Genomic DNA, 13,265 nt, shown 5'->3' with positions numbered 1-13,265 from the left:
AATTTTGTTTGTTAATCAATAAAATAAAGACGAAATTACAAAGAGATTGTGACTTTATGAAGCCTATTTTTAAATGGATCCTCGGTATTGTGATGTTTATCGTGGTGGCATTGACCGGAAGTGTCTGGTATTTTAGCAATAAGTGGAAGCCTCTCCTGGATACAAAGGTAAAGCAGCTGGTTCTGCAAGCTACGGACAGCTTGTATTCCATTCGTTATGATGATATCCATGTTAATTTGTTGTTGGGCAATTTAACAATAGAAAACCTCCATCTTATTCCAGATAGTATGGTTTATAAAAAGTTGGAGTTGATGAAAAAAGCTCCTGACAATCGTTTTGAAATTGCCATCAATAAGCTTAAAATAAAAAGCTTCGGTATACGTAAGGTGTTGATGGACAAAGAATTGTTTTTGCATGATATAACCGTAGATACGCCCACAATACATGTTGTAAATGAAGCTCATCATTACAATGACACCATTAATCAAGGACCGAAGAAACCACTTTATGAGAAAATAAAAGAAAACCTTAAAAAGATTCAGGTCAAGGCCGTGAACTTAAATGATATTAACCTGAAGTATACACAGGTGCAAAAGGGGGTGCATCAAGACATTGAAATTAAAAAGGTCATGGTCCGGATAGATGACATATTGATCGACTCTACTTCTGCTACTGATAAACAGCGTTTCTATCATTCAAAGATGATCGATATTGAAGTCCCTGGCTTTACCTATAAGACGCCCGATGGATTTTATAAAATCGACTTTGATAAGCTAAAGATCAATAGTAAGCACCGAAATGTTCTTTTAACGAAAGTCGCGTATCAGCCTTTATTGAATAAGGCTGCTTATTATAGAAAAAAAGGAAAAGGTGGCAGTTACATTGTCTTTAAGATGGATACGCTACAGTTAGCGGAGTTTAATTTTGGTAAGCTTTCCAGAGACAAAAAGATTTATGCGCAGAAGGCCTTTTTAAAAAATGGCCAACTTGCTGTGTACAGTGATAAGCATTATAAAAATCCGCCATCCCGTCAGATTGGCAATTCACCGCAGATGAAACTGATGCGCATGTCAACCCGGCTGGGCATTGACTCGATGATTTTAGATAATATTGGTATTTCTTATTCTGAAATGAGTGATCAATACAGCCAGATCGGAACGATTACCTTTGACCATACGTATGGCACACTTTTGAACGTAACCAATGACTCGACAAAATTGCAGCAGCAAAAGCTTATGCGTGCTAACTTGAGTACAAGTTTTATGAATTCAGGAAAATTGTTGGCCAATTTTGTATTTGATATGACCTCGAAGGTTGGGGCATATACCTATAAAGGAAGTCTGGGAAATATGGATCTGACTGTTGTCAATAAGATGATTCGACCACTTTTGAATGTTGAGGTCAAATCTGGAAATCTACAACAAATATCATTTGATGTTTGGGCTAATGATTACAGGAGTAAAGGTACATTTAAAATGGACTACAATGATCTAAAAGTCAATATTCTATCTGAGACAGGCGATAATGGTCGGCGGGAAAAGAAAGGATTACTTTCGTTTATGATCAATCAGGTTCTGTTCAACCCCAGTAATCCTGATCTGTATGGTCATTATACTACTGGGCACATCAACAAGCATCGGGACCCCAATCATCCATTTTTTAAAGCAATGTGGCAGAGTTTGCTGATGGGAATCAAGCAATGTGTAGGTCTGGGACCAGAGCGGGAGGCTAAATTAATGAATACCGCTGACCGGGTGGAAGAGGTTGTGAGCGGTGTTGGCAAAGCCAAGAAACTGATTTCAGGAATTTTTAAACGGCATAAAACGGCTGCAGAGTTGTTAGAAGAAGAAAAGAAAGCTGAAGAAGAGGCTGCGGCAAAAATGGAGGAAAAACGAAAAAGGGATCGTGAAAAAGCTGAGCGGGAACTGGAAAAAGAAGGAATAGAAAACTAAATATAATGCTGATGAGCTTGTTGAAAGTGAAAAATGTATTGTCGTTTCACGTGGAAAGCACGAGGGTAGCACCGGATGTTAAGGATAAAAAAATGCCGAATCTGTGGCGATGGGTCAATAAATTTGTAAATAAAGCAAATTTATCTTAGTTTGAGGCTTATCATGGTAGATTCGATATTAAGTTTTATTCGTTTTGTTTTCAAATATAAAAATGGGCTTGTAGATAAGATCATGCTCTATGTCAGCATGATTTGTGCAGCTATCGTGATCTTTAATGTTGGCTATGTGACCGATCCTATATTAGGTGATCTGCTGGGTAAGACGATTCATTATCTTTTTTTTGCGCTTTTCTTCATGATCGCGCTACGTGAATCCTCATCCATCTATGCGCTGAAGAAGATTGCTGTCGAACATTATTCAGGGCTACTGATCTTAATGTATTTCTTTTTTATCCTGATTGCCCGTTTCGGGGGTATCGGAGCACTGTCTGTCTTTTCCCGTGAGCAGTGGATTTATCTGGGGATTTACATTATCTTCATCGCAGAGTTATCCAAAAGTACCCTATTCTTTGATAATTTTTATTTTAATCCGACCATTTTATTTGTCATTAGCTTTCTGGTACTTATCCTGATCGGTACAGTACTATTAATGTTGCCTAGGACTACGGTGGAGGCTCCTTTAAGTTTTGTGGATGCATTGTTCATGGCCACTAGCGCGGTTTGCATAACGGGGCTATCTGTTGTGGATATATCGACCAATTTTAGCATGTTCGGACAAACAGTTATTATCGTCTTGATCCAGGTAGGTGGATTGGGTATAATGACCTTTACGGGCTTCTTTGGCTATTTTTTTTCGGGCGGTTTTTCGTTTAAAAACCAGTTGATGTTTGGTGAGATTTTGGGTGAAAATAAGGTTGCTTCGGTCATTAAGACCTTATTGACCATTATATTTATTACCCTGCTATTTGAATTTCTCGGTGCAGTATTAATATTCAGCACCTTGGAGAGAGCTAACTTTCCGAATGTGGGGGGTATGGTTTTCTTTTCTATCTTTCATTCCATCTCTTCATTCTGTAATGCCGGTTTTTCAATCCTATCTGGTGGGATTACCAACGAAGCTTATAAATTTAACTATCCTTTTCAGCTTGCCCTTTCGTCCTTGTTCATCCTGGGTGGTTTAGGTTTTGGCATTGTACTGAATTTTTATACTTACATCAAGGAATCCCTTCTGCTTTGGTATCACCGTTTGATTACCAAAAAGAGCTATAAACATAAAGCCTGGAGTTTTAGTTTTAATTCAAAACTGGTGCTGGTATGCAATGCCATTATTATTATCGGAGCGACGCTGTTTTTTTATTTTTTGGAGCGCAATCATACACTTTCGCTTGAAAAGGGAATCGATGGCGAATGGGTCACTTCCTTTTTCATGGCTAATGCAGCCCGGTCTGCAGGGTACAACAGTATTGATTTGAGCTTTGTGGGGGCTCCAACCGTCTTTTTGACCATGGTCTTAATGTGGGTGGGCGCTTCTCCTGGATCTACCGGTGGCGGGGTGAAAGTAACAACAGTAGCACTATCGCTGATCAACATCGTATCATTGGCAAAGGGAAAGGAATATATTGAAATCTTTAAACGAAGAATTGCAAGTGAATCGGTCAGCAAAGCTTTTGCAATAATTTTATTGTCCTTTATAGTCGTCGGACTCAGCTTTTTTATGCTCATTTTTACAGACCCTGATAAAAGCATGAAAAATCTATTATTTGAATCCTTGTCCGCATATACGACCTGTGGATTGAGTTTAGGGGTGACGCCTTCTCTAAGCATGGGGGGAAAACTCATCATTGTGGTGACGATGCTGGTGGGACGGGTTGGCATGTTGACATTATTAGTTGCTTTCATCAAAAACACAACACGGAGGAATATCATATTTCCGGAAGAAAAAATATTGTTTTAATGGCATATATTCTCCGCAATTAATACAATACAAAAAAGGTGCTGATCATATCATCGGTATAATGTGATTACATTTGTAAATAAAAGTAAATTTATCTTAGTTTGGGTTATGAAGTATATCGTTTTAGGGTTGGGGCATTTTGGTCGTTCATTGGGTGTTCACCTGACAGAACTGGGGCATGAAGTGATTGGTGCCGATAGGAACCTGAATATTGTTGAACAATTAAAGGACAAGATCACACATACGGTATGTCTTGATACAACAGATCGGGAGGCTGTAACGTCATTACCATTAAAAGATGCTCATGCCGTGATTGTGGCGATTGGAGAGGATGAAGGAGCATCGCTGATGACTGTGGCGCTTTTAAAACAATTAAAAGTAAAACGAATTATCGGGCGTATTGTGTCTGAACTACAGAAAACAGTTTTGGAAGCCATGGAGATCAATGAGTATATCATGCCCGAAGAAGAGGCAGCAGAGCGGTTGGCCATGCGTTTGGATAATATTGATATCGTGGATTCTTTTAAGGTTTCGGATCGATATTCCATTGTGGAGACCAAGGTGCCTACACGTTATGTGGGTATGACATTACGTGAGGCCAATCTCACGAACCTATATAAAATTATTGTACTGACTACGGTAAAAATAACAGAGACAAAAACAGATGGGGTCACTAAAGAACAAAAAGAAGCTTCCGGCATCGCCACGTCAGAGACAATCATGGCGGAAGGAGACATCTTAGTTGTTTTTGGGGAACTATCCAATATCAACAAATTAATTCAAAAAGGAGAGTAAATTATGTTATTGACAACGACAAGTAATATTGAAGGACATCAGATAGACCGTTATTTGGGGATCGTTTCTTCAGAGGTTGTGCTAGGAGCAAATGCCATCAAAGATATGATGGCTGGCTTAAGAGATTTTTTTGGTGGACGGTCCAATTCTTATGAACGTGCATTTCAGGAAACACGTGAGGCTGCTCTGCGAGAACTTGAGGACCGGGCCAGAGCATTGGGCGCTGATGCTGTAGTGGGTGTAAGGTTGGATTTTCAGACTGTTGGAACAGGCGGTATGATGATGGTCGGAGCGACGGGAACTGCTGTCAAAATGAAATAAACTTCGAAATGCCCCCAGTCTGATTGGGGGCATTTTGTTACAAAAAGATTTGGGCTTGGAGGGCTTTCAGCTGATGTCCATGTAGCCGCTGCGACAGCTGATTTCTGTGAGACGAAAAACTGAGGGAGACGAATGATCCATCGCAAATCAAAAGGATGCTTTGCTTTTGTGTTGCGCATAATTATAATTGTATATAAAAACAAATTTATCTAAGTTTGGCTTTTAAGACTTTTAAACAACCTAAGAGGATAAATGAAAAATTGGTTTAAGGCGAATTCGGCACATTTGATCGTTATTGCGATATTCATTGCCCTGGTATCTTTTTATTTCACACCCGTATGGCAAGGTAAAACATTGGCCCAATCGGATGTGGTACAGGCACAGGGGGGACAAAAGGAGTTATTTGACTACAAGGCTAAAGACGGGAAAGCCCCGCTATGGACCAATTCCATGTTTGGTGGTATGCCCACATATCAGATTTGGCAGGCCAATGAAAATAATATTGGTACTTATGTGTTGAAAGCCGTGAAATTTGTTTTTCCGCCCCCAATGGATACCGTATTATTCTATTTGCTGGGAGCTTATCTTCTTTTCAGCGTATTACGTATCAGGCCATGGCTCGCTGCGGTAGGAGCTATTGCCATAGCGTTTACATCTTATAACTTTATTTATATTGAGGCAGGCCATATCACCCGGGCTAATGCGATCGCATTTATTCCGCCTGTCCTAGCGGCGGTTATTATGTGCTACCGGGGGAGCAAACTGTGGGGACCTGTCCTATTGGCGCTTTTTCTCTCTTTAGAAATTCGTGTCAATCACCTACAGACCACTTATTATCTCCTTATGGCGCTCATGGTGTATGTTATTTTCACACTGGTAGATGCGATCAGGCAAAAGCAACTGAAGGAATTTTTTATTGCTTCTGGCAGGCAGGTTCTGGCCGTGGCAATTGCGATCATGGTTAATGCATCTATCTTATTGCCAACTTGGGAGTACAGCAAACTGAGTACCAGGGGACATGCCAATATCACCAAAGTTGATGATAATAAGACGAAAGAAAAAGGTCTGGATAAACAATATGCATATGAATGGAGTCAAGGTGTCGGTGAGAGCATGACCTTTGTGATTCCGAATGCTTATGGTGGAGCAAACGGAGGCCAACTGGACGAAAAGTCACATGTCGCCAAGTTTTTTATGGAAAAAGGCGGTATGCCTGCCGTTCAAGCAGGACAGATTGCCGAAGGAATGCCCACTTATTGGGGGGACAAGCCGTTTACTTCCGGGCCTTGGTACTTTGGGGCAGGTATTTTCTTCTTGTTTGTATTGGGTTTAATTATTGTCAAGAACCGGTTGAAATGGTGGATATTGGCAACAACCCTATTAGCCTTATTGTTGTCCTTTGGAAAAAATTTCACCCTGGTTTCAGACCTGTTCTTTGATTATTTCCCCATGTACAATAAATTCAGGGCTGTGGAATCCATTTTGGTATTGGTGTCAATTACGGTGCCTCTCATGGCAGTTCTGACCGTTAATGAGCTCTTGACCCGTGCAAAAGAAATTCCAAATCTGGAAAAAAAGGTGTTATATACCTTTGTTGGTGTCGGGGGATTCTGTCTGCTGATCGGCCTGCTCCCAGATCTGTTCCTGAATTTTAGAAATGCTGAACACAATACGCTCATAGAATCCTTTACGCAACAGATAGGGGATAAGACTACAGCAACCGAATTGGTCAATCAACTGGTGTTAGACCGTAAAGATATTGCCAGTAAAGATGCCTATCGTTCTTTTGCTATCATCTTGCTGACTTTTGGTCTTATTTGGTTCTACCTGAAGAAAAAATTAAGCGAAGGTATCTTGTTAGGAACTTTGTTGGTCCTCTTTTTGTTCGATCTGTGGAGTGTCGATAAACGTTTTTTAAATGACCGTTCATTTATGGATAAAGGGGCGACAACAAGCCAGGTCTTTCAACAGCGTGAGGTAGATCAATTGATCTTAATGGATAAAGATCCGAGCTATCGTGTGCTTGATCTGACTACAAATCCATTCTCTGATGCCCGTGCGTCCTATTTCCATAAATCTTTGGGTGGGTATCATGCGGCCAAATTGATGCGTTTTCAAGAAATTTTGGAAAACCAGTTCAATGGTGCACTGAATGAAGATGTACTGGATATGTTCAATGTCCGTTATCTCATTACTACTGACCAGCAGAATCAATCGCAACGTATTGTGAGAAGAAGTACTGCTGCCGGCAATGCCTGGTTTGTGGACAAAGTCTCTTTTGTGAAAGGAAACGCAGAAGAAATGCAGGCGATCAATTCTTTTGACCCACGTAAAGAAGCTTTTGTCAATCAGCAATACCAAAATGAGATTAAGGCAAAAACATCTAATGCTCCGACTACTGGAGAAATCAAATTGACATCTTACCATCCAGATAAGATGCAGTATGAGTATACCACGGCAAATGATGCCTTTGCGGTATTCTCTGAAGTGTTTTACGATAAGGGGTGGAAGGCCTTTGTGGATGGAAAGGAAACGCCAATCATTCGTGCAGACTATCTGTTAAGGGCATTGCAATTACCGGCGGGGACGCACAAGGTGGAATTTATCTTTGATCCTGAATCGCATAAGATGGGTAATATATTGACATTGATATCCTCCATTATCCTCGGTCTAGGGGTTGTGGCGGCAATATATTTCTCTTTTAAGGGAAGACAGAAAGAGACAGTGGCTTAGGCCAATGTCTCTTTCAAAAAAGGCAGGCTTTAAAATAATTTGAGCTGAGGGTCAGTTATTTTAAAGCTTTTTCTATGATGTGGTGTCGGACCATATTGCAGTACAGCAGTTCGATGTTTTACTGTTGGGTACCCTTTATTGCTGAGCCAATCGTAATTTGGATAGTCCTTTGCAATATTGTCCATGTATTCATCGCGATAGGTCTTTGCCAAGATCGATGCTGCGGCAATAGAAAGGTATTTTCCATCACCTTTGACGATACAGGAATGAGGGGTTTCCTGGTAAGGGATAAACTTATTTCCATCCACAATAATATATTCCGCTTTTAGCTTAAGCATATCCAGAGCCTTATGCATGGCTAAATAGCTCGCATTATGTATATTGATGCGGTCAATTTCCGCTGCCGATACGCTGGCTACAGCGTAAGCCAGGGCTTCACGTTCAATAATTGGCCGTAGGGTCATGCGTTTTTTTTCACTAAGCTTTTTGGAGTCATTAAGAAGTTCATGGTGGTAATCCGTTGGAAAAATAACCGCAGCAGCAAAGACAGGACCCGCCAGACAACCTCTACCCGCCTCGTCACAACCCGCTTCTATCCACTGTTCCTGATAATATGATAATAGCATATTTAGTCTCGTAAAATAAACGAAAGTACAAATAAATTTAGAGTTATCCATTGTAACTTCTATGTGAAAATTACCCATTTACACTAATTAACACTAATAATATCTTCTTTTGTAAAGATTTTGGATAGTTTGTCTGCGAATAGGTCTGGGTATAAGCGAGATGGTGAATTTGTTCGCGTATAGTTAAACTTAAGTAGCGCTATTCGGTCAAAGATTTGTCAACTATAGAAATATAAAAATAAATATTATGAGAGGCTTTGTGCTTTTTTTGTTAAGCATGTTTATGGGGTGGACCGCATATGGCCAGACCAAAAGTGTGCAGGGAATATTGAAAGATGATAAAAATAGAATTGTTGCCGGTGCCACAGTCAGATTGACTTCCAAACTGGATTCCATGACTACAGGATCAAATATGGCCGGTATTTTCACCTTTGATAAGATCAAGGCAGATACTTTTAAGATTATTGTGTCTAATTTGGGGTTTGAACGTTTTGAGAAAGAATTTGGTTTTCCTGAGGGGACGGAAAAATACATGATCCCAAGCCTGACCTTACAGCAAAATGCACAGATGCTGGAGGAAGTGGTTGTGGATGGTGTACCGACAGTGGTGGTGAAAGGCGATACCTTGGAATATACGATGAAAGATCTTAAACTGCGTGACGGATCGGTCGCTGAGGATGCGTTGAAAAAACTGCAAGGTGTCGAGGTTGATAAGGATGGGAATGTTACGGCCCAAGGAGAGACCGTCCAGCGGGTACGTATTAATGGTAAAGATTTTTTTGGTGGGGATGTAAAGACCGCAACACAGAATTTGCCGGCCAATATCATTCAAAAGATGCAGATCATCGATGATTATGGTGAGATGGCCAATATAACAGGCAATAAAGACGGAGAGTCGGAGAAAGTGCTGAATATTCAGATTGATCCCAAATATAATAAAGGCTATGCCACGACATTACGTGCCGGATATGGTACCGAAGACCGTTATCAGGCAACAGGTAGTTGGATGGGGCTGCGTGAAGGCGAACAGATCTCTGTTTTGGGTAATCTAAACAATACCAATGCACCTTTGTTTGATTTTAATACAACAGGGGGCGGAGCACGCCGGCGTCAGGGAGGTGGAGGCCGCCGTGGGGGTGGTATGTTCGGCGGTTCGGATGGCCTGACTAAAATCGGATCCATAGGTCTCAACTATCGTAAAGATTTCTCCGAGAAGCTGACAATGTATGGAAGTTATAGCTATAGCCACACCAATAATACGACACTGTCGGAGAAATATCAGAACAATACATTACCCGAAATCCAACAAATAGACAGCGTGCTGACCAATTCAAATACGATCGGTGGAAGCCATCGTTTTGAAGCGAACGTGGAATGGAAACCTACCGATAAGGATTACATCAAGATATCCCCTCAGTTTGGTTATGATGATGGGGATGCAACGACCTTATCGAATTCGGTAACCTATCGAACCGCGGCATTCAATAATTCACAGGACCAAAATACCCTGGCAAATTCTACTGCTCCACGTTTTGGTATCAGCGGGTTATACAACCGTAAATTGAATGATAAAGGCAGAAATGTCTTTGTCAATATGAATTACAATAATGCAAAGACAGTAAAGGATCAAAATGCGATTCTTGACAGGTTGTTGGCAGACCCAAATAATGCGGACTCAAGTTTGAGTTCAATTTATGAAAAAACCATTTTGGAGTCAAATAACAAAAGCTGGAATGCTGGAGCTTCCCTTAATTATACAGAGCCCCTTTCAGATAAAGGACGATTGGAACTGACCTATGATTTCAATAAAAATAAATACGATAATGCTAATTTTCAACAGGGCTTTGACAGAGATGGTAATCTGATTGCTGAGGATCCTAAATTGAATTTTGATTACAATTATGACTATTCCTTCTCCACACATAAAGTGGGGGCAAACTATTTGTATAATGGGGATAAAATAACCTATTCCATTGGAGCGGCTGCACAGCCTTCGCAATTGCGGGGCGAAGCGATCAGTTCGGGCTTAATAGTCCCTATCCATCGCAATAATATGAACTGGATGCCAATCGCGCGGTTTGAATATAAGTTTTCCCGGCAAGCAAATATTTCTGTAAATTACTCAGGAACACCCAATGAACCTTCGGTGACACAGATCCTGCCGTTTGATATGAGCACAAACCGGACAAGCATTGTCGTGGGTAATGCTGCTTTAAATCCTGAATTTAGCCATCAGTTAAATGTCCGTTTCCGCAAAAATGATTTTCAAAAAGGAAATAATTTCTTTGCTTTTGTGAGGGCAGGTCTGACGAATAATAAGATTGTCAGTCTGAACAAGAGTTATTTTGATGATTTGGTGGATTATCAGACAGGGAAGACCAACTCTACCTTGATTTCTGAAACACGGTACTTAAATGAAACAACGGATAAACCATTTAATGTCAGTTCATTCTATCATTATGGCAAATCATTAAAGGAAAAGACCTACAATATTATGTTGATGGGTGGAGTGACTTACAATAAAAACATTGGTTATCTTTCCACGACTAAGGATGATAATATTGGACAGAAAAACATTGCCCGGAATATCATTTTTAACCAGGGCCTGATGTTTAGGTACAATCCTTCTGAAAATCTGGAAATTAATCCGGGAGTTCGATATCAGTATACTCATACTGAAAACTCCTTGACCGGTCGGACTACCAATGTTTCTTCCTGGACACCAAACCTGATTGGCTCTGTCAATATTACCAAGTCGACTATTTTTGGCGCAGATCTGTCAAAAAGTTTTTATAATGGCTATAACATTAGTTCAAACCCATTTATCATCAATACCTATCTGGAACAGAAACTATTGAAAGATCAACGGGGAACGATTAGGCTGCAGGCATTCGATTTGTTAAATCAACAGACCAATATAGCGCAAACAGTGACTGAAGCAATGATCACCGATAGCCGGACCAATCGTCTGGGCCGTTACTTCATGTTGTCATTTACTTTTAAACTGCAAAAATTTGCCATGGGCAATCCGCAAGAAGATAATAGGTCTCATGGAGGAATGAGAAGACCACGTATGTAAAATGGGGGATATACAAAGAACAAATGGTCATAGTGATTTCGCTATGACCATTTTGCATTAAAAAATACCTAGTTTTGCAGAAAAAATAGATAAAATGATCAAGTTTGAAGAACTGGCCATCCAGGATATTCCGGTTATTGCAGCGATGATGGAGGAATTTTATGCGATCGATGGGTATGATATAGATCATGATACAACGGTAGAAAACTTTCATCATTTTGTCAGCGATCCTCAGCTTGGACAGGCATGGTTAATCCGGGAAGGCGCAGATGTGCTGGGGTATATGATCGTTGTCTATTTTTTTAGTTTTGAATTTAAAGGGCTGGTGGGACTTCTGGATGAACTTTTTATCCATGAAAACGCCCGTGGAAAAGGAGCCGGAAAGCTAGCGGTAGAGTTTGCAAACTCATTTTTGGAGTCAAAACAGTGCAAATTGATCCTACTAGAAGTAGAGCAGCATAATAAACCTGCCATTCATCTGTATGAGAAGAATGGTTTCAGTTTTCATCCGCGCAGATTTATGCGCAAACATATCAATTAAAGAAATCCCGTAGACTGAATGGAGTACGAAATTATTAGATTGTCAAACGGAATCCGTGTGGTGTTCCAATATCAAAATCTACCGATTACCCATGTGTGCATGGTTATTAATGCCGGTTCCCGTGATGAGAAAGCAGGTAAGTTTGGGGTGGCCCATTTTATTGAACACCTTCTATTCAAGCGTACTGAACGACGATCGACGCAACAAATTATCAATCACCTGGAATCTGTCGGTGGGGATCTAAATGCTTACACCACCAAGGAATATACCTGTGTGCATGCCTCTATATTACAGCCTTATTTAGGCCGGGCCTTGGATCTCTTTGAGGACATTTTTTTCCATTCTACTTTTCCAGAAGTTGAAATGGAAAAAGAAAAATCGGTTATTGTGGATGAGATGGCCTCTTATCTGGATAGCCCAGAAGAGTCCATAGTCGACGATTTTGAAGACCTGGTATTTAGGGGATCCGGTTTGGGCCATAATATTTTAGGCCTGGAAGAGCAGCTTGTTGCATTGCAGAAGGGTGATATACAGGATTTTATGAAGTCCAATTACAATACCCATGAAATGGTTATCGGAATTACGGGCAATTACAGGCTGAAGGAGGTTGAACGATTGTTATATAAGGTCTTTGGTGAGGTCGCTTCAAATCATGCAAAACGTTCCAGAAATGATGTAAAACCAATTGTGGAGCAACATGTGGAGATTGCCAAACCGATTAATCAGGTGCATTATATGTTGGGCTCATTGGCATATGACTACCGTGACGAACGTAAAACAGGTCTGCTTCTTCTCAATAATATGCTGGGCGGTATGGGTATGGGATCTATTTTGAACCTGTCTATTCGCGAGAAGTATGGTATTGCCTATACCATTGAGTCTAATTATACGATTTTTTCTGATACAGGGCTTTTTAGTATCTATCTGGGGACAGATGAGGAGAAAGTTGCAAAAGCAAAAAAACTGGTATTTAAGGAACTGTCCAACATGTGCCAACAACCTTTGTCGGATGCTAAGTTGAAGAAAGCCAAACAGAAGTTTATTGGTCAGATCGCCCTAACGGAGGAAAACCGGATGAGCATGATCATCTCAGCAGCCAAAAATGTGATGGATTATGACCGTGTTGTTTTACTTGAAGAGGTTATTGAAAAAATTCAGCTCCTGGAACCGGATCATTTATTGACCATTGCTCAGGATGTGTTTGATCCCAGAAAAATGCTGTCCTTGAGTTTTATTCCTGAGGATTAATTTCCAGTGGTGTCGTT

At 40.5% G+C, this 13,265-nt stretch carries 9 protein-coding genes; 8 read left to right on the top strand and 1 reads right to left on the bottom strand.

Going from position 1 to position 13,265, the window contains the following annotated elements; all coding sequences use genetic code 11:
* Positions 1–56: 56 nt before the first annotated feature.
* The 5 genes from HX021_RS21080 to HX021_RS21060 all read left to right on the top strand — a co-directional run bounded on the left by HX021_RS21080 (position 57) and on the right by HX021_RS21060 (position 7,754).
* Positions 57–1,952 carry a hypothetical protein gene (locus HX021_RS21080; protein ID WP_286592595.1) on the top strand — a complete coding sequence of 632 codons (1,896 nt, stop codon included), beginning with the start codon at positions 57–59 and terminating at the stop codon, positions 1,950–1,952.
* Positions 1,953–2,114: 162 nt separating this feature from the next.
* Positions 2,115–3,905, top strand: a complete 1,791-nt coding sequence (locus tag HX021_RS21075; RefSeq protein WP_286592594.1) for a TrkH family potassium uptake protein — start codon at positions 2,115–2,117, stop codon at positions 3,903–3,905.
* Between the two features lie 108 nt (positions 3,906–4,013).
* Positions 4,014–4,700, top strand: coding sequence for a potassium channel family protein (locus HX021_RS21070; RefSeq protein WP_286592593.1), 687 nt, complete (start codon positions 4,014–4,016; stop codon positions 4,698–4,700).
* A 3-nt stretch (positions 4,701–4,703) separates the two neighbouring features.
* Positions 4,704–5,021 (top strand): YbjQ family protein, encoded by a 318-nt coding sequence (locus HX021_RS21065; RefSeq protein WP_286592592.1) that lies wholly within the window; start codon positions 4,704–4,706, stop codon positions 5,019–5,021.
* A gap of 252 nt (positions 5,022–5,273) precedes the next feature.
* Positions 5,274–7,754 carry a YfhO family protein gene (locus tag HX021_RS21060; protein ID WP_286592591.1) on the top strand — a complete coding sequence of 827 codons (2,481 nt, stop codon included), beginning with the start codon at positions 5,274–5,276 and terminating at the stop codon, positions 7,752–7,754.
* Positions 7,755–7,783: 29 nt separating this feature from the next.
* Here HX021_RS21060 and rnhB read toward each other — a convergent pair whose 3' ends face one another.
* Positions 7,784–8,380 (bottom strand): ribonuclease HII, encoded by a 597-nt coding sequence (gene rnhB / locus HX021_RS21055; RefSeq protein ID WP_286592590.1) that lies wholly within the window; start codon positions 8,378–8,380, stop codon positions 7,784–7,786.
* Positions 8,381–8,663: 283 nt separating this feature from the next.
* Here rnhB and HX021_RS21050 point away from each other — a divergent pair, with 283 nt between their 5' ends.
* The 3 genes from HX021_RS21050 (at position 8,664) to HX021_RS21040 (ending at position 13,248) form a co-directional block, all read left to right on the top strand.
* Positions 8,664–11,459 carry an outer membrane beta-barrel protein gene (locus tag HX021_RS21050; RefSeq protein ID WP_286592589.1) on the top strand — a complete coding sequence of 932 codons (2,796 nt, stop codon included), beginning with the start codon at positions 8,664–8,666 and terminating at the stop codon, positions 11,457–11,459.
* Positions 11,460–11,553: 94 nt separating this feature from the next.
* Positions 11,554–12,000, top strand: a complete 447-nt coding sequence (locus tag HX021_RS21045; RefSeq protein ID WP_286592588.1) for a GNAT family N-acetyltransferase — start codon at positions 11,554–11,556, stop codon at positions 11,998–12,000.
* 18 nt (positions 12,001–12,018) lie between these two features.
* On the top strand, positions 12,019–13,248 hold the full coding sequence (locus HX021_RS21040; RefSeq protein ID WP_286592587.1) for a M16 family metallopeptidase: 1,230 nt from the start codon (positions 12,019–12,021) through the stop codon (positions 13,246–13,248).
* The last annotated feature ends 17 nt before the right edge of the window (positions 13,249–13,265 follow it).

Source organism: Sphingobacterium sp. N143, assembly GCF_030325625.1.
Classification (GTDB): domain Bacteria; phylum Bacteroidota; class Bacteroidia; order Sphingobacteriales; family Sphingobacteriaceae; genus Sphingobacterium.
The sequence above is the reverse complement of the archived record's forward strand: the minus strand, read 5'-3'. Positions and strand labels throughout refer to the sequence as shown.